This is a genomic window from Paenibacillus sp. J31P190 (assembly GCF_059692075.1).
The window spans coordinates 204,956-231,810 of record NZ_JCAUAS010000001.1 but is presented as its reverse complement, the minus strand read 5'-3'; the positions used below and the strand labels follow the sequence as shown (position 1 = coordinate 231,810).

Annotated in this window: 23 protein-coding genes, 1 pseudogene and 2 other annotated features; of the genes and pseudogenes, 20 read left to right on the top strand and 4 right to left on the bottom strand. The window is 47.3% G+C overall.

From position 1 onward, the window contains the following. The first annotated feature begins 100 nt into the window (after window positions 1–100). The 4 genes from tsaE to tsaD all read left to right on the top strand — a co-directional run bounded on the left by tsaE (window position 101) and on the right by tsaD (window position 3,075). Window positions 101–583, top strand: coding sequence for a tRNA (adenosine(37)-N6)-threonylcarbamoyltransferase complex ATPase subunit type 1 TsaE (gene tsaE / locus AC58U0_RS00970; RefSeq protein ID WP_497377669.1), 483 nt, complete (start codon window positions 101–103; stop codon window positions 581–583). After that, a complete protein-coding gene (gene tsaB / locus AC58U0_RS00965; protein ID WP_497377132.1) occupies window positions 580–1,404 on the top strand; it encodes a tRNA (adenosine(37)-N6)-threonylcarbamoyltransferase complex dimerization subunit type 1 TsaB in 825 nt (274 codons plus the stop codon). Before tsaE ends, tsaB begins: the two co-directional genes overlap by 4 nt. After that, window positions 1,404–1,910, top strand: coding sequence for a ribosomal protein S18-alanine N-acetyltransferase (gene rimI / locus AC58U0_RS00960; protein ID WP_497377131.1), 507 nt, complete (start codon window positions 1,404–1,406; stop codon window positions 1,908–1,910). The genes tsaB and rimI overlap by 1 nt, the downstream gene beginning before the upstream one ends. 100 nt (window positions 1,911–2,010) lie before the next feature. Then, window positions 2,011–3,075, top strand: a complete 1,065-nt coding sequence (tsaD, locus tag AC58U0_RS00955) for a tRNA (adenosine(37)-N6)-threonylcarbamoyltransferase complex transferase subunit TsaD (RefSeq protein WP_497377668.1) — start codon at window positions 2,011–2,013, stop codon at window positions 3,073–3,075. Between the two features lie 74 nt (window positions 3,076–3,149). Continuing rightward, window positions 3,150–3,400 (top strand) — a binding site (T-box leader). A gap of 80 nt (window positions 3,401–3,480) precedes the next feature. After that, window positions 3,481–3,750: a binding site (T-box leader), on the top strand. Between the two features lie 119 nt (window positions 3,751–3,869). Here the strand turns inward: tsaD and AC58U0_RS00950 are convergent. After that, the gene (locus AC58U0_RS00950; RefSeq protein WP_497377130.1) at window positions 3,870–4,178 is read right to left on the bottom strand and encodes a hypothetical protein; all 309 of its coding nucleotides are present in this window, start codon (window positions 4,176–4,178) and stop codon (window positions 3,870–3,872) included. A gap of 210 nt (window positions 4,179–4,388) precedes the next feature. Here AC58U0_RS00950 and AC58U0_RS00945 point away from each other — a divergent pair, with 210 nt between their 5' ends. Then, the gene (locus tag AC58U0_RS00945) at window positions 4,389–5,960 is read left to right on the top strand and encodes a 2-isopropylmalate synthase (RefSeq protein WP_497377129.1); all 1,572 of its coding nucleotides are present in this window, start codon (window positions 4,389–4,391) and stop codon (window positions 5,958–5,960) included. A 367-nt stretch (window positions 5,961–6,327) separates the two neighbouring features. Then, window positions 6,328–8,652: a hypothetical protein gene (locus AC58U0_RS00940; RefSeq protein ID WP_497377128.1), complete on the top strand. Its 2,325-nt coding sequence runs from the start codon at window positions 6,328–6,330 to the stop codon at window positions 8,650–8,652. Window positions 8,653–9,322: 670 nt separating this feature from the next. Here the strand turns inward: AC58U0_RS00940 and AC58U0_RS00935 are convergent. After that, the gene (locus AC58U0_RS00935) at window positions 9,323–9,943 is read right to left on the bottom strand and encodes a GntR family transcriptional regulator (protein WP_497377127.1); all 621 of its coding nucleotides are present in this window, start codon (window positions 9,941–9,943) and stop codon (window positions 9,323–9,325) included. A gap of 310 nt (window positions 9,944–10,253) precedes the next feature. Here AC58U0_RS00935 and garR point away from each other — a divergent pair, with 310 nt between their 5' ends. The 5 genes and pseudogenes from garR to AC58U0_RS00910 all read left to right on the top strand — a co-directional run. Then, a complete protein-coding gene (gene garR / locus AC58U0_RS00930; protein WP_497377126.1) occupies window positions 10,254–11,147 on the top strand; it encodes a 2-hydroxy-3-oxopropionate reductase in 894 nt (297 codons plus the stop codon). A 3-nt stretch (window positions 11,148–11,150) separates the two neighbouring features. Beyond that, the gene (locus tag AC58U0_RS00925; protein ID WP_497377125.1) at window positions 11,151–12,581 is read left to right on the top strand and encodes a four-carbon acid sugar kinase family protein; all 1,431 of its coding nucleotides are present in this window, start codon (window positions 11,151–11,153) and stop codon (window positions 12,579–12,581) included. Between the two features lie 34 nt (window positions 12,582–12,615). Then, window positions 12,616–13,449, top strand: coding sequence for a class II fructose-bisphosphate aldolase (locus AC58U0_RS00920; protein WP_497377124.1), 834 nt, complete (start codon window positions 12,616–12,618; stop codon window positions 13,447–13,449). 47 nt (window positions 13,450–13,496) lie between these two features. Then, the gene (locus AC58U0_RS00915) at window positions 13,497–14,855 is read left to right on the top strand and encodes a GntP family permease (protein WP_497377123.1); all 1,359 of its coding nucleotides are present in this window, start codon (window positions 13,497–13,499) and stop codon (window positions 14,853–14,855) included. Window positions 14,856–14,869: 14 nt separating this feature from the next. Continuing rightward, window positions 14,870–15,000: pseudogene (locus tag AC58U0_RS00910) on the top strand (fructose-bisphosphatase class II); the annotation flags it as partial. A 743-nt stretch (window positions 15,001–15,743) separates the two neighbouring features. Here AC58U0_RS00910 and AC58U0_RS00905 read toward each other — a convergent pair. Continuing rightward, complete coding sequence (locus AC58U0_RS00905) at window positions 15,744–17,693, bottom strand: ABC transporter ATP-binding protein (protein WP_497377122.1); 1,950 nt, start codon at window positions 17,691–17,693, stop codon at window positions 15,744–15,746. 316 nt (window positions 17,694–18,009) lie between these two features. Here AC58U0_RS00905 and AC58U0_RS00900 point away from each other — a divergent pair, with 316 nt between their 5' ends. The 9 genes from AC58U0_RS00900 to groL all read left to right on the top strand — a co-directional run bounded on the left by AC58U0_RS00900 (window position 18,010) and on the right by groL (window position 25,782). Continuing rightward, on the top strand, window positions 18,010–18,684 hold the full coding sequence (locus tag AC58U0_RS00900) for an endonuclease/exonuclease/phosphatase family protein (RefSeq protein ID WP_497377121.1): 675 nt from the start codon (window positions 18,010–18,012) through the stop codon (window positions 18,682–18,684). A 65-nt stretch (window positions 18,685–18,749) separates the two neighbouring features. Further along, on the top strand, window positions 18,750–19,379 hold the full coding sequence (locus AC58U0_RS00895; protein ID WP_497377120.1) for a 5-formyltetrahydrofolate cyclo-ligase: 630 nt from the start codon (window positions 18,750–18,752) through the stop codon (window positions 19,377–19,379). Window positions 19,380–19,395: 16 nt separating this feature from the next. Continuing rightward, complete coding sequence (gene moaC, locus AC58U0_RS00890) at window positions 19,396–19,884, top strand: cyclic pyranopterin monophosphate synthase MoaC (RefSeq protein ID WP_261306573.1); 489 nt, start codon at window positions 19,396–19,398, stop codon at window positions 19,882–19,884. A 111-nt stretch (window positions 19,885–19,995) separates the two neighbouring features. After that, window positions 19,996–20,487, top strand: coding sequence for a MogA/MoaB family molybdenum cofactor biosynthesis protein (locus AC58U0_RS00885; protein WP_029197035.1), 492 nt, complete (start codon window positions 19,996–19,998; stop codon window positions 20,485–20,487). An 88-nt stretch (window positions 20,488–20,575) separates the two neighbouring features. Further along, window positions 20,576–21,589 (top strand): molybdopterin-binding protein, encoded by a 1,014-nt coding sequence (locus tag AC58U0_RS00880; RefSeq protein WP_497377119.1) that lies wholly within the window; start codon window positions 20,576–20,578, stop codon window positions 21,587–21,589. 427 nt (window positions 21,590–22,016) lie between these two features. Beyond that, window positions 22,017–22,721 carry a twin-arginine translocase TatA/TatE family subunit gene (locus tag AC58U0_RS00875; RefSeq protein ID WP_497377118.1) on the top strand — a complete coding sequence of 235 codons (705 nt, stop codon included), beginning with the start codon at window positions 22,017–22,019 and terminating at the stop codon, window positions 22,719–22,721. A 70-nt stretch (window positions 22,722–22,791) separates the two neighbouring features. Continuing rightward, window positions 22,792–23,550: a twin-arginine translocase subunit TatC gene (gene tatC / locus AC58U0_RS00870; protein ID WP_307605648.1), complete on the top strand. Its 759-nt coding sequence runs from the start codon at window positions 22,792–22,794 to the stop codon at window positions 23,548–23,550. Window positions 23,551–23,778: 228 nt separating this feature from the next. Beyond that, the gene (gene groES, locus AC58U0_RS00865) at window positions 23,779–24,060 is read left to right on the top strand and encodes a co-chaperone GroES (protein WP_028553854.1); all 282 of its coding nucleotides are present in this window, start codon (window positions 23,779–23,781) and stop codon (window positions 24,058–24,060) included. Window positions 24,061–24,153: 93 nt separating this feature from the next. Continuing rightward, window positions 24,154–25,782 (top strand): chaperonin GroEL, encoded by a 1,629-nt coding sequence (groL, locus tag AC58U0_RS00860; RefSeq protein WP_056830967.1) that lies wholly within the window; start codon window positions 24,154–24,156, stop codon window positions 25,780–25,782. Between the two features lie 83 nt (window positions 25,783–25,865). Here the strand turns inward: groL and AC58U0_RS00855 are convergent, their stop codons facing one another. Beyond that, window positions 25,866–26,528, bottom strand: coding sequence for a class I SAM-dependent methyltransferase (locus AC58U0_RS00855; RefSeq protein ID WP_497377117.1), 663 nt, complete (start codon window positions 26,526–26,528; stop codon window positions 25,866–25,868). Window positions 26,529–26,855: the final 327 nt, after the last annotated feature.

The window sequence follows — 26,855 nt, the reverse complement described above, 5'->3', positions numbered from 1 at the left end:
TTCGGGGCGGGCTTTTTCAATTACAGAGTTGATGTTGCCTACTAGCGAGGACTATAATAGGAGCAGCACGCGCAAACGGAAAGAAAGGGATGAGATCTACTTGCCTCAATCCACATTTACGTACAACTCCCGGCATGAGGAAGATACCGATAAACTAGGGAGATTGCTGGCCGCTTATTTGCAGCCTGGCACTGTCTTTACACTAGATGGCGATCTGGGTGCGGGAAAAACGAGGTTTTCGCAAGGCTTTGCCAGAGCGATGGGAATTACCGAAACCGTTAACTCGCCTACATTTACCATTATCAAAGAATATGAGGGAGCCGAGCTTCCTTTCTACCATATGGATATGTACCGCATTTCCCAAGAGGAAGCGGATGAATTAGGGCTCGACGATTATTTTTATGGAGCGGGCGTTACGCTGATCGAATGGTCAAGCTTAATTGAAGACCTTCTGCCGACAGAGCGACTAGCTATCACGATTGTCCAAAAGGATGATCAAACCAGAGTATTTCACCTGACTCCGCACGGAGACCCGTATCAGAGCTGGTGTGTACAAATGAAGGAGAACGGACATTTACAATGACAGAACGGACAATGAATGTAGGACGATGCTTAGCCATCGATACCTCAACATCTGCAATGACAGTTGCTATTTTGGAAAATGGTGCCATGCTGGGTGAGGTCAGCTCCCACGCTGAACGGAATCACTCGATCGGGCTTCTTCCCCATATTCAAGATTTGCTTGCAAGTTTACATCTCAAACCCAAGGACCTTCAATCGGTTGCTGTGGGCCAAGGCCCCGGTTCCTATACAGGGGTTCGTATTGCCGTGTCTGTTGCCAAAACATTCGCGTGGTCGTTAGGTATGGATCTTATTGGTGTGTCCAGCTTAGAAGCAATGGCACTTGGCGGTGCTATGAAGGAGCCGAACGCGACCGGAAATGGGCCAACTTGGGTGGTTCCGCTCATGGATGGCAGGAGAAAGCAGGCTTTTACAGCCGTTTATGCCTATATGGGTGCTTCCCCCATGACAGCTAATGGAGAGGTAGAAGCAAGCTGGCAAGAAGTACTGCCTGATGGCATTCGCGTTATTGGATCTTGGACGGAGCAAATCGTTAAACAAGCAGCCTCATCTTCGCAAGGACAAAGGCCGCAAGAGATTCTGTTTGTGGGTGAAACCGAGGGTTTCATGGCAGAGCTTGAACAATTCGCACAGGATTGGGACGGAGTCGTTCGTGTCCTTTCCTATGGCATTGAAGCGGAATATATTGGGAGACTAGCCTATCCGAGGTTGGCCAAAGGGGAGAAGGCAGATGTGCATACATTTGTCCCCAATTACACTAGACTTCCGGAAGCCGAGGCGAATTTACTGGCCGGAATTAAGCCGAAGAGAGGGGATCATTGATGATGGAGCAGCGACAACCGCAAACAACCGAAAACTCGTTGGTATTCCGTTCCATGCGAATGGAAGACATCCCTTTTATTTGTGAAATTGAGCAAGAAGCATTCACGACGCCTTGGACAAAAGGTGCATTCGAAAATGAATTAACGAACAATCAGTTCGCTCATTATATGATTATGGATATCGAAGGTGAGGTCGCCGGGTATGGCGGCATGTGGCTCATCATGGAAGAGGCGCATGTCACGAATGTGGCAGTTCGGGATACGCATAGAGGACGTAAGCTAGGGGAACGTTTGCTTCGGGAGCTGATGAAAACAGCTGCTTTCTTAGGGGCTATTCGGATGACACTTGAGGTACGAGCCTCGAACTACGTTGCGCAAAATTTGTACGAAAAAGTCGGTTTCCGCTCTGTTGGCGTGCGTAGAGGATATTACACGGATAATCGCGAGGATGCTGTCATTATGTGGGCAGACTTGCCTAAGAGAAGAAAGGATAGTCTCGGGGACTGAGGCTTTCGGATAGGTGACGAATTTGACTAGAGAAGTAGGGCAAGAGAAAACAATTGAAACGGGACAAGAGCAAAAGAATGAAACAGGGCAACAGATAGATATGGATGTGCTAAAAGGTAAAACAGGACAACAGCAAAAGGAAGCTCCCGTCACGAAGCCGGTTTATATTTTGGCGATCGAGACGAGCTGTGACGAAACTTCTGTCGCCATTGTCGAAAATGGTAAAATCATTCGTTCCAATGTGATTTCCAGCCAGATCGAAACGCACCAACGCTATGGCGGTGTGGTGCCGGAAGTGGCTTCCCGTAAGCATGTGGAATCGATCACATGGATGCTGGAGGAAGCCACCCAGAAAGCGGGCGTATCTCTGCAGGAGCTGTCCGCGATTGCCGTAACCGAGGGACCCGGATTAATCGGGGCCTTGTTAGTGGGTGTTGTTGCGGGCAAAGCGCTAGCCTGTGCCTTAGACCTGCCGCTGATTGGTGTTCACCATATTGCGGGACATATTTATGCGAATCAACTTGTACATGAGCTTGAGTATCCGTTGATCTCGCTCGTTGTGTCCGGCGGACACACGGAGTTGATTCTGATGGAGGGGCCGGGCCAATTCCGCATCATCGGGCGAACGCGCGATGATGCGGCTGGCGAGGCCTACGACAAAATCGCGCGGGCGATGGGCCTGCCTTACCCGGGCGGACCGCATGTAGATCGGCTTGCGCAGGAAGCCGAGTCTGAGATCAAGATGCCTCGCTCATGGCTCGAGGCAGACTCTTACGACTTCAGCTTCAGCGGATTGAAATCCGCTGTGCTGAACGTCGTCAACCAAAGCAAGATGCGCGGCGAGGCCGTTCAAATCGCGCAGATTGCCAAGGGCTTCCAAGCCTCCGTCATCGACGTGCTTGTGGAGAAGGCTGACCGCGCCGTGCGTGAATACGGCGCGAAACAGCTGCTGCTCGCGGGCGGTGTCGCCGCGAACAAAGGGCTGCGCAGCAGGCTCGCCGAGCGCTGCGAGCAGCTGAATGTGCCGCTGCTCGTGCCGCCGCTAGGCCTCTGCACGGACAACGCTGCGATGATAGGCGCAGCCGCTTTCCTGAAGTGGGACAAGCAGGAATTCGACTCCATGGAACTGAAGGCAGAGCCTCAACTCAAGCTAGAAGAGTGGTAAGGGTAATAAAATAAATTTTCTGACAACTGTATTGACTTTGCCAAAGCTGCATATTATAATCACAATCAATACTTTCAAACGCAACGAACGGGATTAGTAAGGAACAGTAGTTTCGCTCAGAGAGCTGTGCGCTTGGTGAAAGCACAGACGAAACGGTACCTGAACTCGCCCGGGAGCGGTAAGACTGATAAGGATGCCAAGGATCCAGCACCCAAGTAGGTCTTGACGGTTGACCCCCGTGATCAGGTACATGAGTGGTTTCGAGTGTAACAGCTCGGATCAATTAGAGTGGTACCGCGGAAGGTTCAAGCCTGTCGTCTCTTTTATAGAGATGGCAGGCTTTTTTGGTTGTTCTGAAACCTGAAGCGAACATGAACAAATGTGAAGAAGAAATATGAACATATAACAAACGCGATGAACAAGAGTAGTAAGGGCTCACTTGTACGGTACAGAAAGCTGCGGGTTGATGCGACGCAGACCGTGAATGCCCCGAACTCGCTTGGAAGCGGTCATCCTGATCAGCCAGTCAAAGGCTGTTAGGGATGAACGGATGACCTCCGTGATCGGGTGACGTAGAGCAGCAGCTAGTTTTGCTGCGCTATGTCTGAGGTGGGCTCCGTGACTTGGAGCCAACAAGAGTGGTACCGCGCTGGGTGAAGACCCGTCGTCTCTTATGTGGAGATGACGGGTCTTTTTGTTGTTTTTTGAGACGGCATCTCAATTGACTAAAAGCAGCCAACTTGGCCTGCTCCCGCCAAGGTGAGCTTCTGTAACGATGAAAGACATTTCTACAGTCACTTTACAGTAGCTTCTGTAAGAATGAAAAACATCGCTACAGTCACTTTCCGCTCTACAGTAGCTTCTGTAAGAATGAAAAACATCACTACAGAGACTTTCCGTTCAACAGTAGCTTCTGTAAGAATGGAAAACATCGCTACAGTCACAGCCCGCTCAACAGTAGCTTCTGTAAGAATGAAAAACATCACTACAGAGACTTTTCGCTCAAAAGTAGCTTCTGTAAGAATGAAAAACATCGCTACAGTCACACCCCCCGCCCCATCAGGAGCTGTAGTGATGAAAAACATCACTAACGGGGAATCCAATAAGGAATCTGCCTCAAATCACCTGGTTTAAGTATGAAAACCATCACTAAAGTATCAGAAAAGCTCAAGCTACCTACGTAAGCGATAAAAAACAGCACTAAAGTAACGCGAAGACACATAAGTCAGTCGTAGCACGATTCATTTTCATTTTCAAACCATAAAAAGATCATTGCCAGCAGGTCTGACCCAACCTTGAGGAGGAATTTAACCATGGAAATCAACAACACAAACACAAATCGACGCATTCGTATTTTTGACACGACACTAAGAGATGGCGAACAGGCGCCAGGAGCCTCACTGTATCCGGAAGAGAAGATTCGGATCGCAAGGCAGCTCGCGAAAATGGGTGTGGATACCATCGAGCCGGGCTTCCCGATATCAAGCCCTGGCGATTTTCAGGCGGTGCAGCAAATTTCACGTGAACTGCAGAACATAGAGATTTGCGGCTTCGCCCGTGCTGTGAAAGCGGATATTGACTCCGCGGTGAAAGCCACACAGGACGCTGCTTCAAGACGCATTCACATGTTCCTGTCCTCGTCGGATATACACCTGGATTTCCAACTGCGCAAATCCCGTCAGCAGGTGGTAGAGATGGCTCGCTCCATGGTCGCCTATACGAAGCAATTCGTTGATCGGATTGAATTCTCGCCAATGGACGCAACGCGAACAGGGGACGAATTCCTGTTTGAAGTACTAGAAGCGGTCATTGCTGAGGGAGCAACGATACTGAACATCCCTGATACAGTAGGTTACGCGCTGCCGGAAGAATACGGAGCTATGTTCCGAAGAGTGCGCCAAAGTGTAAGGGGCGGCGATACCGTGGAGTACAGCGCACATTGCCATAATGATTTGGGTCTTGCTGTCGCGAATAGCCTAGCGGCTATTGCTGCAGGAGTCACTCATGTGGAAGTAACCGTTAATGGTGTAGGGGAACGCGCAGGCAACTGTTCTCTCGAAGAGCTCGTTATGGCCATTGAGACGCGTAAGATGACCATGGGCGTGGAAACAGGGATCGTATCCAGTGAAATTTTCAACACATCCAAAATGGTCAGCCGCATCATGGGCTTTCCGATTGCATACAATAAGCCGATTGTCGGCCGCAATGCCTTCCAGCATGAAGCAGGTATCCATCAAGACGGGCTGCTAAAAAATCGTAACACGTACGAAATTATGGATCCGGAAAAGCTGGGCATTCCACGGTCCATGATCATCCTTGGCAAGCACTCAGGACGACATGCACTGAAGCATCGCGTCGGGCAATTTGGCATCGAGCTTACAGGAGAAGAACTGGATACACTTTATACCAGATTCAAAGAAAAAGCAGATGACCAGAAAATGGTGACTGACGACCAGCTTATGGAGCTTGTAGGCTCAACCGTTGATGGGCAAATGGAGCCATTTACACTGACACATATGCAAGTTGTTTCTAGCAGTGATCGCAATCGAGTCGCCTCCGTGTCGGTAAAGAACAATCAAACTGGTGTTGAAAATGTGTACTCAGGGACTGGTGAAGGACCGATTGAAGCAATCGTGCAGTGCCTTCGACAAGCGATTCCGATGGCTGTGGATTTCTCCGATTTGGAGCTTCATTCGTTATCCACAGGTGAAAAAGCAACAGGAGAAGCGGAAGTCACCATCTCAGTGGGTGGCCAAACTTACAAAAACACAGGCATTGATCAGGATGTACTTGTTGCTGTAGCGAAGGCTTTTATCTCAGCCTGTAACCAAGCTATTCGTATGCAGAATAGCGTATCGGCTCCAACCGAAGCCACGACGGCGTGATAAACGACTAAACAATATCAAATTGTAAGAAAACTTAGATATATACACAGCTTGTGTGCAAAGTTATTCACATACCCTGTGTACAATGTGCATAACTAGTGCAAACCCACGGTTACCAACGGTTTTAAAAGAATACGGAGAAGAATAACTTTTTCACAACTTTTTGTGGACAATGTGGATAAGATTGTGGAAAACGAAGGAATAGCGCAGGGGGAGGCGGAATTTGCCTCTCTTTTTTTGTGGATAACGATGTGGATAAGTTATTGGGCATAAAATCATCTCACTTTAAATTATCGGAACAATCCGGCAGTGGATAGCTTTTCACTTGGATGAAAATGCTAAAAGCAAAAACAGTGGGTGAATACACTTGAAATTAAAAATAGCAGGCATTTTTGTGGGTATCTTGACTTTATTGTTAGAGTTGTCCACAAGTGCGGAGGGAATAGCAGCTGGTATCGACCCATCCATCCACAACGAAGTAAATTCCAAGCAAGTAACGGTGGTTTCAATACCGGGTTTATCGTTCATGGAGCTTCGGCCCGATCAACTTATGGAGCTGCCCCATTTACGGCGCCTGACGGAGATAAGTGCAGTTGGAGCTATGAACATTCGCACATCGAGCCGAACGATGAGAGATGTGTATGTCTCGTTGGGAGCAGGAGCACCTTCCGTAGGAATCCCAGAAGTGCAGGCTTTTGCTGCAAAAGAAACAAGGCAAGGTATTCGCTTTTCTGAACTTATGAATCGTTACACAGGCTGCTGCCAGGAAGAAAAGCCGGTTGAAGCTGACGCCGTACTGGTGGCTGACATCACATTGCTGCAGCGGGCTAATGAGAACCAAGCTTATGAACCAGGCACTCTAGGGGAATTGTTGAAGGAGAACGGTGTATATCGTTCCGTGCTGGGAAGCAGTGATTTAGGGAAGAGATCAGGCATTGAAGAAAAGAAATTGCGGCGCTACAGTCCGCTCATGCTGATGGATTCTAATGGCTTTGTGGATAAAGGTGCACTCGGAGATGATATCTTAACTGTGGTTGTGGATAGACCATACGGTGTTAGTACCCATTATGCACAACTGCTTTCTTTGTGGGAAAAAAAAAAGCTGCCCAGCCTTACACTAATCGAATTAGGTGATTTGTACAGACTTTACATGGATAAAGAGCATTACAACGAGGATCGTTTCACGCAGTTGAAAGGACAAATATTGAGGGAAATGGATCAATGCTTAGGGCAAGTGGTGGCAGGAATGACGGAAGAGGAAAGCTTGTGGATTTTCTCTCCGGAAGTGAATAGTGAGGCGGCAAGAGCCAAAGCCTATCTATCACCTATCATTCATTACACGGCTGACAGCAGAGGAGCAATATTAGTTTCGGAATCTACTCGCAGGCAAGGTGTTGTTACGGCGCAAGATTTCACAAGTTCGCTGCTAAAAGAGTTCAATATCCCGGTGCCGAGTGGGCTGATGGGCATTCCTTTATCCTATATGGGGGAAAATGATGTTCTTGCTGGGCTTGTCAGGGAACAGAGCAGCATGCAGATGATTTACCGCAGTAGGCCGCTGCTGCTATATCCATTTGTTACTTATGAAATGCTCGTATTGCTCTTGAGTTTGATGTATGGTCTGTGGATTAAAAAAAGACAGGCAGAACCTGAATATCTTGAAGGGAGGCCATTACCTTGGCGCAGGAGTGTCCGTACGCTGCTTTTCTCGTTGCCCACGGCGCCTGCCGTTATGCTGTTGATGGGCTGGTTGGTTGTTCCTCTGACAACAAAATTAGGGATTGAAGGCACGATGCGGGTGCTGATTGCCATTTTTATTGTGTGCACACTGCTCATCTCAGCTGTTATGGAAAAATGCCGCCTATCCACAGCCATGATCTGGCTTGGTCTTGGAAACGCGTTGATCATAACGTTGGATGGCAGTACAGGGGCCCATGCCATGAAGTATTCCATTCTGGGTTATGATCCGATGATCGGCGCCCGCTACTACGGCATCGGGAATGAGTACATGGGCGTTTTGATCGGCGCCCTCGTTCTTGGTGTGACGGCGGCTTTGCAGCGCCGTCATTGGAAAATGCAGCCCGCGCTGCTCGCATGCGGGGCATTCTTGCTCGTGACGGCCTGCTTGGCAGCACCGTCACTCGGCGCGAACGCGGGCGGCGCCTTGAGCGCCGCGGTCGCCTTCGGCGTAGCCGGCGCGCATTGCTTCGCCGGCGAAAGCTGGCGCGAGCTGCGCCTAGGCAGGGGCGCAGCCCTGCTGTCGGCGCTGCTCGCGCTGGGACTTGGGGCGCTGTGGCTGCTCAACAGCGCCGATTCTCCCGCGGCATTCGCGCGGGAGAGCCATGTCGGGCGTGCGTTTCACGCGCTGCACGCCGGGCACTTCGATCAGATCGGACAGCTGATCGAGCGCAAGCTGCGGATGAACGTGCACTTGCTTCGTGCATCCGTGTGGAGCAAAGTGCTCATCACCAGCCTCATCGTGATGGCTGTCCTTGTGCTCCGTCCCCGCGGTCGTCTTCGCTTGTGGCAGAACAAATACCCGTATTGGATGTACGGGTTCTCAGCCAATATGATCGGAGCCATCGCAGCGCTGCTGCTTAACGACTCCGGCATTGTTGCAGCTGCGACGTTGATCATTTTCGTCGCCGTACCGATGCAGCTCCTGCGATTGGGGGAGCTGGAAGCTTCTTAACGTCTTCATGGAAAATCCCATTGGATCGGCTGGAGTAAGGCTCACACATTTGGAAATAAGAGCCTCCAGAAGCTTCTATTTCAACAAAAACTGGCTAATGATGGGCAATAAGAGTCTCCAGAGACTCTTATTTGATGCCGAACACAGCGCATACGTAGCATTCCGTGGAAATAAGAGCCTCCTGAGGCTTCTATTTCAACAAAAACTGGCTAATGATGGGCAATAAGAGTCTCCAGAGACTCTTATTTGATGCCGAACACAGCGCATACGGAGCATTCCGTGGAAATAAGAGCCCCCAGAAGCTTCTATTTCAACAAAAAGTGGCTAATGATGGGCAATAAGAGTCTCCAGAGACTCTTATTTAACAATATTGCTCGGAAAAAAAGAAGTCGAAGTTAGCACAGAGTAGAGCAGAGCAGAAAGGGGATTGGCATTGGTGGACAAGCGGCGCTTTGCGGTGTCAGTATGGTTATAGACAAAAAAGCTGAGGCAGAGCCTCAGGTCTTTTACAGTAGATAAGACTTCTATGCCGCGTTGCGGCACCATTGATGAATGAAAATTTTTAATTTTCAGGGCAGAAAGTATAAGTTTTATACTTTTGCTTCGCATCTACCTTGACAAACGCGCTCGTTCCTAAAGGACGACGGAGTCGTTTATCCTTGATGATTGACTAGCAAATTAAATGCAAACAAAAATCTAAATCCGCTTGTAAATGTTGTTTCATCAAAGCTTCTGCTTGGTCGCCATCTCTTGCTTTAATGGCCTCATAGATATTCTCATGTTCATCAATTAAGAAGGGCCGGTTGTAGTAGACAACGGTACGACGAAAAAGATAGATGATGGACTGCATACGATCGATGATATCGATCATGAACGGATTGTTACTTGACTGTACGATGATCTCGTGAAATTTCTCGTTGGCCTTCATAATGTCTTCCACAGCCCCTGTTCGGCCAATTCTCACACACTCAAGAAGAGACTGTAACTCGCTTTCGGGAAGATAAGTCGCGGCACTTCGAGCAGCGGATCCTTCTAACAGCATACGTACTTGAAACGTATTTCTCAAATCCTTCTCAGAAGGATTAATGACCATTTTATTTGCTATAAGTCCTTCTTGCTCCAATTTACGTATGGATTCACGAATCGGGGTTCGGCTAACTCCTAATTCAGAAGCAAGCTTTTCCTCAACAATTTTGGATCCGCGAGGAATTTCGCCTTGTAAGATCATATCACGAATAATTTCATAGGACTGGTTGTAAGCGGGACGAGATTTTTCATTGTTCTTGGCCAAATTGTCCACCTCTTCGAAGGTCCGAAATCTAAACTAAAATGATAATTATACTTCTTTTTTTTATGAAAGTATAGACTAGCGCTTTAATAAAATTAATATTAAGATAATCGTATCCGAAATTGATTAAATTGTATACAAAAACAAGTTGAATTGAATACATTTCGGTGTGGCATAATAGGTTAACCGTTGCATTCTGCTAATGAGTTCAAGCTTTGATTTTTATCATAAACACATGTTTGCCAAAACATTCATGAGAAGCTAGAGGGTATTCAGCTGACATGTGAAAGCGCAATCAATAGGAGGAATAGAAATGAGTAAAAAAATTGGGTTTATAGGCTTAGGTATCATGGGGAAACCAATGGCTATCAATCTTTTGAAAGCCGGATATGATGTAACCGTAACCGATTTAAATAAAGAGGCTGTGGAGCAAGTAGTTAAGTCAGGTGGCCTTGCTGCTGCATCTCCCCAAGAGGTAGCGGAGAATAGTGAAGTTATTATCACCATGCTTCCGAATGCGAACATTGTTAAAGGTGTTATTTTTGGAGAAAACGGGATATATAAAAGTGCAAAAGAAGGTACAGTAGTGATTGATATGAGTTCCATCTCACCTGTAGTTTCCAATGAAATTGCTAGTGAGCTAGCTAAACAAGGGATTGAAATGTTAGATGCCCCTGTAAGCGGAGGGGAACCCAAAGCTGTAGATGGCACCTTGGCCATTATGGTAGGCGGTAAGGAAGAAGTTTATGAAAGTGTGAAAGATATGCTTTTCAGCATGGGAAGCGCTGTTACCTTAGTAGGTGGAAACGGATGTGGCTCTACGGCTAAATTAGCCAATCAAATTATCGTTAATCTCAATATTGCGGCTATGTCGGAAGCGCTTGTTTTGGCTGCTAAAGCCGGAATTGATATCGATAAAATGTATCAGGCGATCAGAGGCGGGCTTGCTGGAAGCGCTGTACTGGATGCAAAAGTTCCATTAATCCTCGATAGAAATTTCGTTGCCGGAGGAAGAATTGATATTAACCTTAAGGATATTACCAATGTCATGGAAACAGCGCACGCAATCGGTGTTCCCCTGCCGCTATCCAGCCAGCTTCTTGAAATTTTCCACGCGCTGAAAGTCGATGGCAAAGCCAGTCATGATCATGGCGGAATTGTTCAGTACTATGAAAAACTTGCACAAGTTGAAGTAAGGAGGGTGTAACAAATGAGTACAAGCACAGTAAGTGTCTCATTCCTCGAATCGCAATTGCCCCCAGAATGGAGAGGCAGCGATCTTCGTGGGCAAATCAATCAAATCAATCAATCCCGCAACAAGAAGATCATTGTGCTGGACGATGATCCGACAGGTGTACAAACCGTACACGACATCGACGTATTGACTCAGTGGGACAAGGAATTATTGCGCGAAGCTTTTAATAATCCGGAAAAAGTTTTCTATATTTTAACCAACACACGCGCTTATCAAGCGGCCGAAGCGGAACGGATCAATCGTGAAATTGCCCAAAACGTACAGGCAGTAGCAAGTGAAACAGGAATCAACTTCGTCTTCGTCAGCAGAGGCGATTCTACTTTGCGCGGGTATTATCCATTGGAAACCGATACGCTAACGGATGAGATTCGCCGAATGACAGGGCTTGAATATGATGGGCATTTGATTATCCCGGCTTTTTTTGAAGCAGGCCGTATGACTTATCATGGTACCCACTACCTCAAAGAAGGCGACGCGCTGCTTCCTGTTCACGAGACGGAGTTTGCCAGAGATAAGGTCTTTGGCTATGAGCATAGTGATTTAACGCAGTGGGTTGCAGAAAAAACGGATGGACGAATTAAGCCTGAAGATTGCGTTGTGATTACGCTTGAACAGGTGCGCCGCGGGCCGGATGCAGTGGAAGAAATGCTGCTACAGGTTAAGGGGAATGTTCCGGTTATTGTGGATTGCTTATCCTACGCAGATCTGGATGTCCTATCCTTCGCGCTATTGCAAGCTGAGAACAAAGGCAAGAAGTATATTTTTCGTACGGCAGCCTCTTTTGTAAAATCATACGGGGGCATCGCAGATCAAGATATTTTGCCGAAAGAAAAGCTAGTGGCCAAAGGACAAGAATCACACGGAGGGCTTGTGGTGGTCGGCTCTCATGTCCAAAAGACGACACGCCAATTGGAACAATTGCTTGCAGGCACTAACATAATTTCCTTGGAAATGGATGTCAATAAAATTTTGAATCCAGCTGAAAAGGCTGAGGAATCGAAGCGGCTTATTAACCAAGTAAATGAACATATTGCCAGAGGACAAAATGTGGTTGTATTCAGCAGCCGCAAACTAGTTGCCGTCCAAACCTCCGATGGAAATTTAAACATCAGCCAAACCGTATCGGAATCACTGGTTAAAATTGTGAGCTCCTTGGATATTGTACCTAAATTCATCATTGCAAAAGGAGGAATCACCTCAAGCGATGTTGCCACCAAAGGACTTGGCATTCGCAAAGCGAGAGTCATTGGTCAGGCTGCAGCGGGTATTCCAGTTTGGCTCACAGGTGAAGAGGCTAAATTCTCAGGCATTCCGTATATCGTATTTCCGGGTAACGTAGGAAGCGATACAACGCTGCTTGAGACAGTTTTAAAAATCGAAGGCTAGTTCAACCATACTGAAATTGAAGGGGCTTATAAAGATGCTTGTGAATACCAAAGATGTATTAAAAGAAGCTCAAAGAAAAAGTTATGCTGTGGCTGCTTTTAATGTATTCAATCTAGAAACCGTTCAAGCGGCTGTACGGGTAGCTGAACATGAACGTCAGCCAGTCATTATCGCCTTGGGAGAACGCTACTTTCCAACGGTAGATGTGGAAGGATTTGCTGCGATGGTTCGAGCATTAGCTTCCAAAGCTAGCGTACCTGTTTCGCTTCATTTAGATCACGCTTATGAGAAGGAATCTATCATCCGGGCGATTGAGAATGGTTTTACATCGGTGATGTATGACGGCTCCAAATTCGAGCTTAATGAGAATATTTTACGGACAAAAGAAATCGTAGACCTTGCTCATCAGGCAGGCGTATCGGTGGAGGCTGAGATTGGATCTTTAGCAAGAGGCGCTTTTTCAGACGAAGAAGAAGGGGATGGAACTCTGACAGATCCGCAATCCGCGAAAGAATTCGTCGCAGCAACAGGGGTAGATTTCTTGGCAGCCGCGATTGGCACAGTACACGGTATGTATCAAGGTGAGCCCAATATTAACCTTCCGCTTTTGGAGAAAATACGTGATGTTGTTGATATTCCGCTTGTTCTTCATGGGGGATCTGGAACACCTGATGAAATAATTAGGCAAACGATTAAACGCGGCATATGCAAAATTAATGTCAACACGGAAGTGTCGATGGCAGCAGTAAGCTATTTGCAAAATCAGTCCGATAACAAATCAATGCCACATCTTTCTTCCATAATGTCAGATATGCAAGCTTCAATGGAGCCTGTGATGACTAAATTCGTCAAATTATTTGCTTACTAAGATGCTTCAATTGCTAATCGCTTACAACTAAAAAGGGGGCAAAAAGAATGGTTTCTATATTTGGATTAAGCCATGACATAAGTTTATTGCTATTTGCTTTGATTTCCATTGTAGGTTTAATTGTATTGATTGCAAAGTTTAAAACAAACCCATTTATCGCACTGATTGTCGCTGCGTTGTTTATGGGATTGATTTCGGGAATGAAGCTGCCCGATATTGTTAAGTCCTTTCAAGACGGGGTAGCTAGTACGCTTGGTTTTATTGCCATCGTGATCGGACTCGGAACGATGCTCGGGAAAATGATGGCCGAGTCAGGAGGAGCTGAACGTATCGCCCGAACGCTTATACGTGCTTTTGGCGAGAAGAATGTCCACTGGGCGATGATGGTAGTGGCTGTCATTTGCGGAATTCCTGTATTTTTCCAGGTTGGGGTTGTCTTGTTGATTCCGCTTGTATTCGTGATTGCCAAGCATACCGGCACTTCGCTAGTCAAAATCGGTCTTTCTTTAGTTGCCGGTCTTGCCGTTGTTCACAGTCTTGTTCCGCCGCACCCTGCTGCAATGCTAGCAGTTGGTATTTTTCACGCAGATTTGGGTAAGACGATCCTGTTATCTATTTTAGTAGCTATCCCTGCTGCTGCGGTAGCGGGCCCGATCTATGGCTCTTACATTGCCAAGAAAGTTATTGTAGAACCAACGGGTGAACTGGTTGAGCAATTCACGAAGGCTCAGCAAAAGGAGCTGCCTGGTTTTGGCATTACGCTGCTTACTATTTTACTTCCAGTTATTTTGATGCTGCTTGCTACTCTCGTGGATGTTACGCTTCCTGCTACTAGTGGATTACGCATCGTTGTTGATTTTATTGGAAGTCCGGTCGTAGCACTCCTGATTTCACTGGTATTTGCTTTTTATTCATTTGGCTTTGCCCGCGGCTATGATAAAAACGATCTTTTAAAGTTTACGAATGAGAGTCTGGGACCTGTCGCTTCTATTATTTTGATTATTGGCGCAGGCGGCGGCTTCAATAAAATATTGACTTCAAGCGGAGTGAGTGAAGCGATTGCTAAACTGGCTACAGGCGCACATATCTCGCCTCTTGTATTAGCCTTTGTCATCGCCGGCATTATCCGAGCTGCGGTTGGATCTGCTACTGTCGCTATGACAACATCAGCAGGTATCGTTGCCCCGCTTGCTGCTACAATTCCCGGTACAAGCCCAGAACTGTTAGTGCTTGCAGTAGGAGCAGGTTCTATCATGCTTTCTCATGTGAATGACTCCGGGTTCTGGTTGATTAAAGAGTTCTTTAATATGTCGGTGGCCCAGACGCTAAAAACGTGGACCGCTATGGAAACCATCTTGTCATTCGTTGCTTTTGGCATTGTTTTGCTGCTTAGTTTGGTTGTGTAAGAGAGGAATTCCATATCGAAAGAGAACTTGCATTAGAAATCGTGTCACGGAACTTGCCGCATTGGCAGCTTCCAGATGGATGGGGAGAGGCGATAAGAATAGCGCAGACGGGGCTGCTACTTCGGCAATGAGGGCTGTGTTCGACTAGCATGCGGGCAAAAACAAAAACGATTCGGCATATCCGAACAAGCTACTTTTTGCCCAATAAACCGTTTCTGAACCATGTCTGACTGAAGTGAAGTGCTGCATGCTGTCCCAAAAGTACCATTAAAAAAGGAGTTAAGCAGTTTAAATAGGCTTAACTCCTTTTTTTGATGTCTGCCGGTGTTTTTTGAAGCTGATTATTGGTAAAGTTGAGTGTGAAGGCAGGTAGATAATCAATAATCAAGAATAGGTTCACTGGTAGGTGAACATTAATTGTTTGACCCACCGTAACCATATGACGTGCTCCGTTATCGGAGTGTATAGCAGAAAAGTTTGGTGCGAGGCAGGTAAAATAGTATTCTATTCAAATACTGATAAACAGCTGGTCGAATTCAGCTTTGTGGAGTGACTTCGGACATATAAGCTGCTAATCTGCGGATCATAGGGAACGAGGAGCCGCTATTTCGGTGATTATGCCGATTCCGGACCGGTACGCGGAACGTCGGTGCGCTATCTGGCGTTTTTCCGGTTTTTACATCTCGAAAGCGCGAAATAGAAGCTCCTCGTTCCGCGAAAACGTGAAATACGCGGTTTTGCGCAAAATAAGGCTCCTACGTTCCGCTAAAATCTAGTGATGCCGTCCAGAAGTCTCATAGATGAAAAGGGGCTGCCCTCAAGTAGATCAGTTCACAATCTACTTTTAGGACAGCCTCTGTTTGTATGAACCGATAAATATCTATCTTTCTATGCGAGAAGCGTCTCCCACTCCTCATAACAAGCAGCGAGCGAACTCTTACGCTCATCAACCGCAGCGGTCTTCTCTTGAACGAGCACATAGTTGTTGTACACAGCTGGGTCAGCAAGCTCCGCCTCCAAGGCCAACACTTCGTCTTCCAGCCGAGCGATGTCGAGCTCCAACTGCTCCAGCTTACGCTGGCGGCTGCGTTCTTCGCGCTTCGCCAGCTTGTCTGCTTCGTAACCACCGGTACTCGCGGGTTCACTCTTCCCAGCCGAACCGCTGCCTCCAGCGGCCTTCTTCTCCGCTTCTTTGGCCAGACGCTTCGCTTCCATCTCGGCGAGCTCGGCCTTTTTCTCCACGTAATCGTCGTAGTTGCCGAGATAGCTCGTTAGCCCATCCTTCTGCAGATCGAGCATGCTCTCAGCCATTTTGTTCAGGAAGTAACGGTCATGGGAGATGAAGAGGAGAGTACCCTCGTAATCCATCAAGGCCGATTCCAAAACCTCTTTACTATACAAATCCAAATGGTTGGTAGGCTCATCTAGGATCAAAACATTCGCTTTTTGCAGCATCAACTTGGCTAAGGCTACACGGGCCTTTTCACCGCCGCTTAAGGCAGCAACCTTTTTGAACACATCTTCGCCGCTAAAAAGAAAGCTCCCGAGCACCGTGCGAATGCGTGCTTCTTCCAGATGCGGGTACGTGTTCCACACTTCCTCAAGCACGTTGTTGGTCGGGGTCAGTCCCGTTTGTTCCTGATCGTAATAGCCAATCGTAACGCCAGCGCCCCATTTGAAGGTGCCTGCGTCTTGTTTGTGCTGACCAATTAATGTTTTGAGCAAGGTGGATTTACCCACACCGTTAGGTCCAATGAGCGCAGCGGTTTCCGAACGACGAAGCTGGAAGGAGACGCCGTCCAGCAATCGGTTCTTTCCATCATAGGAAAGCGCCAAACGATCAACCTGCAGCACTTCCTTGCCGGAGGTCTGCTCGATTTCAAAAGAAAACGAAGCCCGCTTCAAATCCCCCATCGGCTTATCGAGTCGATCCATTTTTTCCAGCTGCTTGCGGCGGCTCTGCGCTCTCTTCGTCGTGGAAGCACGGACAATGTTGCGCTGAACAAAATCCTCCAGCTTCGCAATTTCATCCTGCTGCTTTTCGAACTGCTTCATTTCGATCTCATAATTAGCTTCTTTAATCTCGATGAATCGAGAGTAGTTCCCAGTATATCGTTTGGAAGCATTTCGCTCAATTTCATAAATAGAAGTCACCAAAGCATCGAGGAAGAAACGGTCATGAGACACGACCAAAATAGCGCCCGGATAGCCGCGCAGATAACCCTCCAGCCATGTTAGCGTCGGAATGTCCAAATGGTTCGTCGGCTCATCGAGCATGAGCAGATCGGGTTCTTCGAGAAGCATTTTAGCAAGGGCAAGCCTTGTTTTCTGACCGCCGCTAAGCGTTTTGACTAACGTATCCGGAGGAAACTGTCCAAAGCCCATCCCGTGCAAAATGCCGCGGATTTTCGCTTCAATTTCATAGCCGCCATGTTCACGAAACCATTCGGAGCGTTGAGCATAACGATTCATCGTAGTTTCGTACTTTTTTTCGTCCGAGATTAATTCAGGATCTGCCATTAACGCTTCAAGCTCTCGAAGTTCTCGCTCTGTCTCGAGCAAGGAACTAAACACGCTGAGCAGCTCGTTCCAGATAGACTTGTCCGTTTGCAGTCCGCTGTTTTGCTTCAAATAGCCGATTTTCGTTTCCTTCGCTTTGAATAAGTCGCCGCTGTCATAGGACATTTCGCCCGCAATAATTTGGAGCAGTGTCGATTTACCGGCGCCATTCACGCCAACTAAACCGATCCGTTCCCTGTTTTCGATCTGAAGCGTTATATTGGAGAGTACGGAACGTACCCCATAGCTTTTGGAAATGTTAGAAACCTGTAATAGCATCTGCTGCTACCTCCTGCTTATTAATGAAAGGACCTGATCTTGCCCGCCTTTTCGCTCTCTTATAAATCCCATCAATTCACTAGTATACACCATGCGAGGCGGCATCGTATGCTTAATTTTGCATAGATCAGAATGGGTGGGGGATGGGTAAATGGTGCTTTTGAGGCATGCTAAGCATATAGGCTTTACGTTCTTGCCCCTGCTTCTGTTGATATTTCTATGTCAAGGCGTAACAAGCCCATTAGACAGTGGGAGGCAGTCCATATCAGCAATTCCCGCGTCTAGTTCAACCACTTCCCCAGCAGCATTCACGATAATGACGTTTAATATCCACCACGGTGAAGGTTTAGATGGTAGAGTAAATATAAAACGTATTGCTGATCTCATTCAAAATGAAAAAGCCGACGTCATCGCCTTGCAAGAAGTGGATCGGTACCGCTGGCGCAGCGGGTATGTGGATCAAGCGAAGGAATTGGCCGAGCTTCTTGGGATGGATATGCGTTTTGCACCTAGTTTAACCTATACGACTGGGCAATATGGCAATGCGATTCTGAGCAGATATCCCATTGAGGATAGCAGCTACACGCTGCTTCCAGGTAATAAGGAAACTAGAAGTCTGTTAGAGGTTAAAATCAAGGTTAATTCTGAATCTGTTCGAATAGCCGACACACATTTGGGTCTTTCCAAAGAGGATCGAAGCGTTCAACTTGCGCGTATTTCAGAAAAGGTAGCAAACTACGATGACCCACTTGTTGTCGCAGGGGATTTTAATATGGAATTAGACTCTTTTCCGTTCAAAATAGAACCAACACAGCTCACCAATGTGCCATTACGAGATGATGTGAAATCGACATTTGTGGATGGAAAAAGGATCGATTACATCTTTACAAATAGGAAGAATGTCGAATCTTCATGGGCGATTCCGACGATATTCTCGGACCATTTTCCCGTAATAACGCTCATTCGTCTGGGGTCTTCGGTGCGAGTATAGTTTTTTTCCTTGTTTATGTTAAAATGGGGGAAACCACTCCTCGTTAGGGAAGGGCTGAAGCTAGTATGAACATCCGAGAGCGGAAAATCGAATTACGCAAAGAAATGGAAGAACTGCGCTCCTCCATCATGTCTGAAGAACGTGAAGAGAAGCAGCAGCGCATAAATGAAAGATTAAAAAAACTATGCAGCGATAGGCTTCTTGTGCATGGACAGAATGAACCGTCCGCCCCGCCTACGATCATGAGTTATATGCCTTTTCGGTCTGAGCCGGATGTTGCCCCTCTGATGGAATGGTGTTGGCAGCAGGGAATTCGTGTGCTTGTGCCGAAGGTTGTAGCAGATACGAAGACAATGAATTTGCATGTCATAAGCAGCTATGAAGATGTGGAAAGCGGGGCATGGGGCATCAGAGAACCTCGCGGCGAGGTGCCGATTGAGCACGATTTGTCCACCTTATCTATGATCTTAGTGCCAGGGCTTGCTTTTGATTTGGATTTCGGTAGATTAGGTTATGGAGGCGGTTTTTATGATCGCTTCATGCAGCTATTTGCTGCGCGCGGGCTTAAGAGACCATTTGCGGTTGCGGCCGCTTTTGATAATCAATTGATTCCTGCGGTTCCTTCTTCCTGGCATGATTTCCGAGTTGACGGGATCGTTACCGAGAGCAAAATGGTCTTCAAATCAGAATCCTAAAACAGAGGTGAGTGCTTTGCCCGATTCTTCCCCATTAACCCATTTTAATGAGCAGGGACGAGCACGAATGGTCGACATTTCGGACAAAACAGAGACGAAGCGTACGGCTACTGCGCGTTCCACTTTAATCATGAAGAGCGAAACGCTCGATTTAATTAAGCAGGGTAAAATGAAAAAAGGCGACGTCCTCGCCGTTGCGCAAGTGGCTGGCATCATGGCCGCCAAAAAAACGTCAGACTGGATTCCGATGTGCCATCCGATTGCGCTGACGGGCATTGATATTCAGTTTGCTGATAATGGCAACAATGAACTTTACATAGAAGCAACTGTCCGGACGACGGGTCCAACTGGCGTTGAGATGGAGGCATTAACTGCCGTATCCGCCGCCGCGTTAACCGTCTACGACATGTGCAAAGCAGTAGAGAAGGATATGATTATCAGCTCCACGCTGCTTGTCCTCAAAACAGGTGGCAAAAACGGGGATTTTCACAGACAAGATAGTTGACAGTGACGCGACTAGACAGATAAAGCAGTTTTTTTCATAGAAATGAAAGTCGACGATCACTCAGGTTAGTGGGGTTATCTCATTCAGTTAACAAGGGAGAGGTGACGAAGGATGCACTGGAAAGTTGCGATTTTGACAGCCAGTGACCGCGGTTACCGAGGAGAACGAGAAGACACTAGCGCTCAGGTAATCCGCGAGCTGATTGAAGAGGAAATTCAAGGCGAGATCATCGAATACCGGGTCGTTCCGGATGAGATGGATGAAATCATGGCTTCATTAATAGAAATGACGGATTATTATCAGGCAGATTTGATTTTAACGACTGGCGGAACGGGACTAGCCCCCCGAGATGTGACACCGGAAGCAACGCTCAATGTGATTGACCGGGTTGCACCTGGTTTTGCAGAAGCCATGCGGATGATTTCAATGCAAAAAACGCGGAAAGCGATGCTTTCCAGAGCGGTATCCGGCATTCGCGGGCGCACGCTGATCATTAATTTGCCGGGCAGCCCGAAGGGTGTGCAGGAGAATCTGATGGCGATTATCGATCAGCTTCCGCATGCGCTGGGGATTCTGACAGGCAAAGAAGGTGACCATGGGTGAGCGAGTCTAGAGCCTTGTTAGGTGAAGATGCGAGTGTTGAATTATCGCTTATGAAGTGCATTGGGGTCAAGCAAGAAGGTGACCAAGGATGAGGAAACATGAATCCATGTTGCGCGAGGTTAAAGTCGAAGATGCCATCGGCATGATATTGCCTCATGATCTGACTCAGATTTTGCCTGGCGAGTTCAAAGGGCGCTTGTTTCGCAAAGGCCATCAGGTGACGGAGGCCGATATTCCTGCGCTTCTGAGCATCGGCAAAGAGCATATCTACGTGATGGAGCTGCAGCCTGGCTATCTGCATGAGGATGAAGCGGCGCTGCGCATGGCGCGGGCGATTGCTGGGGATGGGCTCACGCTGACGGAGCCGCATGAGGGCAAAGTGAACGTGAAATCGGCGATTCACGGCTTGGTCAAGATCGATAAGGCGTTCGTCGACAGTGTGAACGCTATCGATGAGGTCGTGTTGTCGACGATTCGCAGCAACACGGTCGTTCAGGCAGGCGCTTCGCTAGTTGGCACGCGGGTGATCCCGCTGATTGTGGACGAAGCGAAGGTTGCGGAGGTCGAGCGCCTGGCTGCCGCTCGACGTGAGGAGGGCTTCACCTTGCTTGAGGTGAAGCCGTTTCGCAAGCTGCGCGTCGGCGTTATTACGACGGGCAGCGAGGTCTTCAAGGGCCGAATCAAGGATAAATTCGGCCCGGTGGTGAAGGAGAAGCTCGCGCAGCTCGGCTCCGAGGTAGTAGACCAACGCTTCGTGTCGGACGACAGCGAAGCGATTGTTGGTGAGATCCACGCGCTGCTAGCGCTGGGCGTGGATCTGGTCTTGGTCACGGGCGGCATGTCCGTGGACCCGGACGATCGCACACCGGGTGCGATCAAGCAGGCCGGCGCCCGCGTGGTCAGCTACGGCACGCCGATGCTGCCGGGCTCGATGCTGATGATCGCCTATCTGGGCGATGTGCCGATCATGGGCTTGCCGGGTTGCGTGATGCACGACCCGTACACGTCCTTTGATGTGCTGCTCCCGCGGATTTGCGCGGGCGAGACCATCGTACGCAGCGACATTACGGAGATGGGGTACGGTGGGTTTTATCAGTGCTAGTGGTAGTCGATGAAATCCTGCAAGTCAAGCTTGTTTGAATTTATTGTGTGATTTGTTGCATGGCTTACAAAGTTGATTTTGCTTTTTAGAGCACATTCAAACAATTAGCTGCATTTTGTGCAGTTAATTGGTTGAATTTGTTTCGTATCTAGCAATTTGCTGCAAAATGTACATCTATTTTGGCGCTTTGGCGGTATATTGGCTGTTTTTAGCTGATTTTGATGTACAAAATGCAGGTAAAGTGGATCCTAGAGGTGAAAAGTAACCTAATAACTGCACTTTTTGCAGCTAATGCAAAAGTGTGGCGACTATAGTGAAGGTGTTGACCACAGTTACCACCCACTAGGAGATTTCGTTGCCGATTTTAGCGTTTGCTAATTTGTTATACGGTTTAGTTGAGTCGCAACAAATAATGGAGATGAAGTCCATGTTTCAAAATATCGGTTTCACCGAGCTCTTATTAATAGCAGTCGTTGCTCTTGTCCTATTTGGACCTCAGAAGCTGCCCGAAATTGGCCGCGTGCTTGGGCGCACGATCAGGGATTTTAAAAAAGGCGCTCACGCCTTGTTGAACGATGAGCCGGAAGAAGCGCCGAAGCCGGCCGCCCAGGTCAAACCTGCTCCGCAGGTTTCGACTCAAGGTGAAGCAGCCTCGTCAAACGCTGTCGAAGCAGGAGCTACTTCCGAGAGAGCGGCTGTGGCGTTTGTTACCACAGCTCCCTCATTAGTCAAATCGGCTGTCGAACCGAGTACAGCTGCACCAGAAGTAGCGGAGCCTGGCTCTTCCACTACATCTGCTGCTGTCCATGCAGTTGTCCAGCCCGAGCAAGCATCGGCCCATGCCTCATCCACTGAAGCGTCTGCTGTGTTTGCTGCAACTGCTGCAACAATCCCAACGGACGCGCCATCTGCCCCTTCAGCAGTAGTCTCCGCTGTGGAAGCACCGTCGGTCACGCCGGCAGCACCTGCTCGGACGGACGCACCATCTGCCTCCTCGGCAGTAGTCTCCGCTGTGGAAGCACCGTCAGTCACACCGACAGCACCCGCGCGGACCAACGCGCCACCTGCCTCATCGGCAGCGCCAGCAGCGCCTATCGCGCCTACAAGCAACACGCGGCGTCTACCGGACTAGCCGCTTTCTTTTCAGCATAACAAGTGCTTCAGCCTTATAGGTTTGATCCACTAGATCAGGTTGGTGAAATATGACAACGAACGAAGAAATGTCACTCGTAGAGCACCTTGGTGAGCTGCGCAAACGAATCATGTGGGTACTGGTCGTCCTGGTCATAGGGATGGTAGGCGGACTAATCTGTGCGAAGCCGATCATTCGTTACCTCAAAAACATTCCGCCTGCTGACAGCATCAGTTGGAACGTTTTTTCTCCGTGGGATGCTCTGCGCTTGTATATGAATTTTGGGTTGGCCGTAGGTATTTTGATTACCCTGCCAGTCATTCTTTATCATATATGGGCATTTGTTAAGCCTGGTTTGCGTGAGGCTGAGCAGAAGGCTTCGATTATTTATATTCCTTATGCGTTTTTGCTCTTTTTGGGAGGTCTTTCCTTCGGTTATTGGGTTGTTTTTCCGATGGCCTTTTACTTTACTTCCTCCATTAGCCGGAGTCTCGAAATCACGGAGATGTATGGCGCGGCGCAATATTTTACATTCATGTTCAACATCATTCTTCCATTGGCCATTGTGTTTGAAATGCCGATTGTCGTGATGTTCCTCACGAAGATTCGTCTTTTGAATCCGAAGCGTCTGCACAAGTTCAGAAGGTATGCTTACATGCTGCTCGTTATTTTATCTACGGTTATCACGCCGCCGGATGCGATATCGGCTATCTTAGTGGCTTTGCCGCTTATTGTTTTGTATGAATTTAGCGTATTTATGTCGGGATTTATCTATCGCAAGCAGTTGGCGAAGGATGCTGAGTGGGAGCGGGAGTTCGGTCCTAAATGATAAAACAGTCTGCGTAACGTGCAGGCTGTTTTTCTTTTTTCGAAGGGAATATTTGTTTTTCATTTGGGTAGAATGAGGGGGGTGTCCAAAAGAATGAAAAATGTGTAAAAGGACTTGCAAATTACTCCCAGAATGAGTATCATAAGAATTGTTGTTAGCACTAAACACATTCGAGTGCTAATAACCGAATACACCCATTACCAATTTTCTAAAGGAGGCTATTTTTCCATGATCAGACCGTTAGGTGATCGAGTAATCATTGAAGCCGTTGCGAAAGAGGAGACTACAGCAAGTGGCATCGTGCTGCCAGATACAGCTAAAGAAAAACCACAAGAAGGTAAAGTTGTAGCCGTAGGCGCAGGCGCGTTGAAAGATGGCGTACGTGTTCCGCTTGAAGTAAGCGAAGGCGACCGCATCATTTTCTCCAAATACGCTGGAACTGAAGTGAAATACGAAGGCCGCGAACTGTTGATCTTGCGCGAAAGCGACATTCTCGCTGTATTAGCCTAATTTAGCAGGATATAGATCGGCACTGCGTTTACTTAGTTTTTCCGTATTACTACTTACTATGTACAGGTTCTAAATTAGAGGAGGTTTCCTATCATGGCAAAAGAAATTAAGTTCAGTGAAGACGCACGCCGCGCGATGCTTCGTGGGGTAGATGCTTTAGCTAATGCTGTAAAAGTAACCCTCGGTCCTAAAGGCCGTAACGTTGTTCTTGAGAAAAAATTTGGCAGCCCGTTGATCACAAATGACGGTGTTACTATCGCGAAAGAAATCGAGCTTGAAGATGCTTTCGAAAACATGGGAGCACAACTTGTTAAAGAAGTTGCTACCAAAACAAACGATGTTGCTGGTGACGGTACGACAACTGCAACGGTTCTAGCTCAAGCTATGATCCGTGAAGGTCTGAAAAACGTAACTGCAGGCGCTAACCCAATGGTTATCCGCAAAGGTATCGAGAAAGCTGTTAAAGCGGCTGTAGAAGAGCTTCAAGCTATCGCGAAGCCAATCGAAGGCAAACAATCCATCGCACAAGTAGCGGCAATCTCTGCTGCTGACGAAGAAGTAGGCGAATTGATCGCTGAAGCTATGGAAAAAGTAGGTAAAGACGGTGTTATCACAGTTGAAGAATCCAAAGGATTCCTTACTGAACTAGAAGTTGTAGAAGGTATGCAATTCGACCGTGGTTACACTTCCCCATACATGATCACTGACACGGATAAAATGGAAGCTGTCCTCGACAACCCATACATCCTGATCACTGACAAAAAAATCTCGAACATCCAAGAAATCTTGCCTGTTCTTGAAAAAGTGGTTCAATCCGGTAAACAACTTCTGATCATTGCTGAAGATGTTGAAGGCGAAGCACAAGCAACGCTTGTAGTAAACAGACTTCGTGGAACATTCACTTGCGTAGCTGTTAAAGCTCCAGGTTTCGGTGACCGTCGCAAAGCTATGCTTGGCGATATCGCTGCTCTAACTGGTGGCCAAGTGATTACAGAAGAGCTTGGATTGGATCTGAAATCCACAACTCCTGACCAATTGGGTAGCGCGCGTCAAATCCGCGTAACCAAAGAGAACACAATCATCGTTGATGGCGCTGGCGACAAAAAAGACATCGGCGCACGTGTTACTCAAATTCGCGCACAATTGGAAGAAACAACTTCCGATTTCGATAAAGAAAAACTGCAAGAGCGTTTGGCTAAACTTTCTGGCGGCGTAGCTGTTATCAAAGTTGGCGCAGCAACTGAAACTGAGCTGAAAGAGCGCAAACTTCGTATCGAAGATGCTCTGAACGCAACTCGTGCAGCTGTTGAAGAAGGTATCGTTTCTGGCGGTGGTACAGCCCTAGTTAACGTGTACAACGCAGTAGCTAAAGTAGTAGCTGTTGGTGACGAGCAAACAGGCGTTAACATCATCCTACGCTCCCTAGAAGAGCCAGTTCGCACAATCGCAGCTAACGCTGGTCAAGAAGGTTCCGTAATCGTTGAGCGCCTCAAGAACGAAAAAGTAGGCATTGGCTACAACGCAGCAACAGGCCAATGGGTGAACATGTTCGAAGCAGGTATCGTTGACCCTGCTAAAGTAACTCGTTCCGCACTTCAAAACGCAGCTTCCGTAGCAGCTATGTTCTTGACAACTGAAGCGGTTATCGCTGACAAACCAGAAAAAGACAAACCAGGCATGCCTGATATGGGCGGCATGGGTGGAATGGGCGGCATGATGTAAGTCGTGTCCAAAATAGAGGCTTCTCATGAGTTCACCGAACTTATGGGAGGCTTCTTTCTTTTTCGGTTTGGTAAAGGAACCTTCTATTTATAAAGATAGACAAATAAACTAATACCCTCTTTATTGATCTTGTAGTTCTTAAAAGGGGTTTCTTTTAAAAGTGACTCAAAATCTTCTTTCGTGTAAGCACCTTGTTTTAGGAAAGTTTTGAATGCAAATTTCACAAAATGCTTGTCAAATCCTTTCATTCCTGACTGTCTAATCTCATTGTTAATATCTTCAGATGTTGCCTCATAATTCATGTCGATGATTAGGGAGGTTCCACCTTCTTTCAGCACTCGATACATTTCACTCAGCGCCTTTACGGGGTCCTTAAAGTTCTTGAATGCAGCACTGCAAATAATAGAATCAAAAAAGCTATCTTCGCATGGTAGATGGGATGCGTTACCTTCTTTAAAATCTACTGAAACATTTGCTTCTTTTGCATTATCTTTTTCAATTTTCACAAAGTCTGGGCTAATCTCAACTCCTGTAACGTTAAACCCTTTCTTGGCGAGTTCAATTGACAAATAACCCGGCCCGGGTGCAACTTCCAAAATATTTGCACGTTTGCCGACAAAAGATGCAACTTCATTCGCATAGGTTTGCATTTGAGTCATTCGACTTTTGCGAGAATTCTTATCATACCACTTTGCAGTTAAGCCATAAATGCCGACATCCTTGGTTTTTCGCATGTTTTTCATCATAAGCATATCTCCTTTAAAATTAGCTCGATATCTTCAGCATCTTATCGATTTCATTATATAGGATCGATCGGCGCGTCTGAACCATCCGGCGGATGACATACAGCTCAGTCTTAAGACGGAGTCGTCGAGCAAATCACAGATCTCTTTCATCGGTTACTTATTATCATAAAAAAAAAGCCCTTATGGGCTTATTGTGAAGGTTGTGGTCTGGATCGCTTCAAGTAACGTATTGTCGGTATCGATATTATCAACATGGTGTGCATCTAAAGTTTGTTGGATTCGGTCGATCTTCAAATCCATCAGTTCTAATTTAGTTAGTATCTGCTT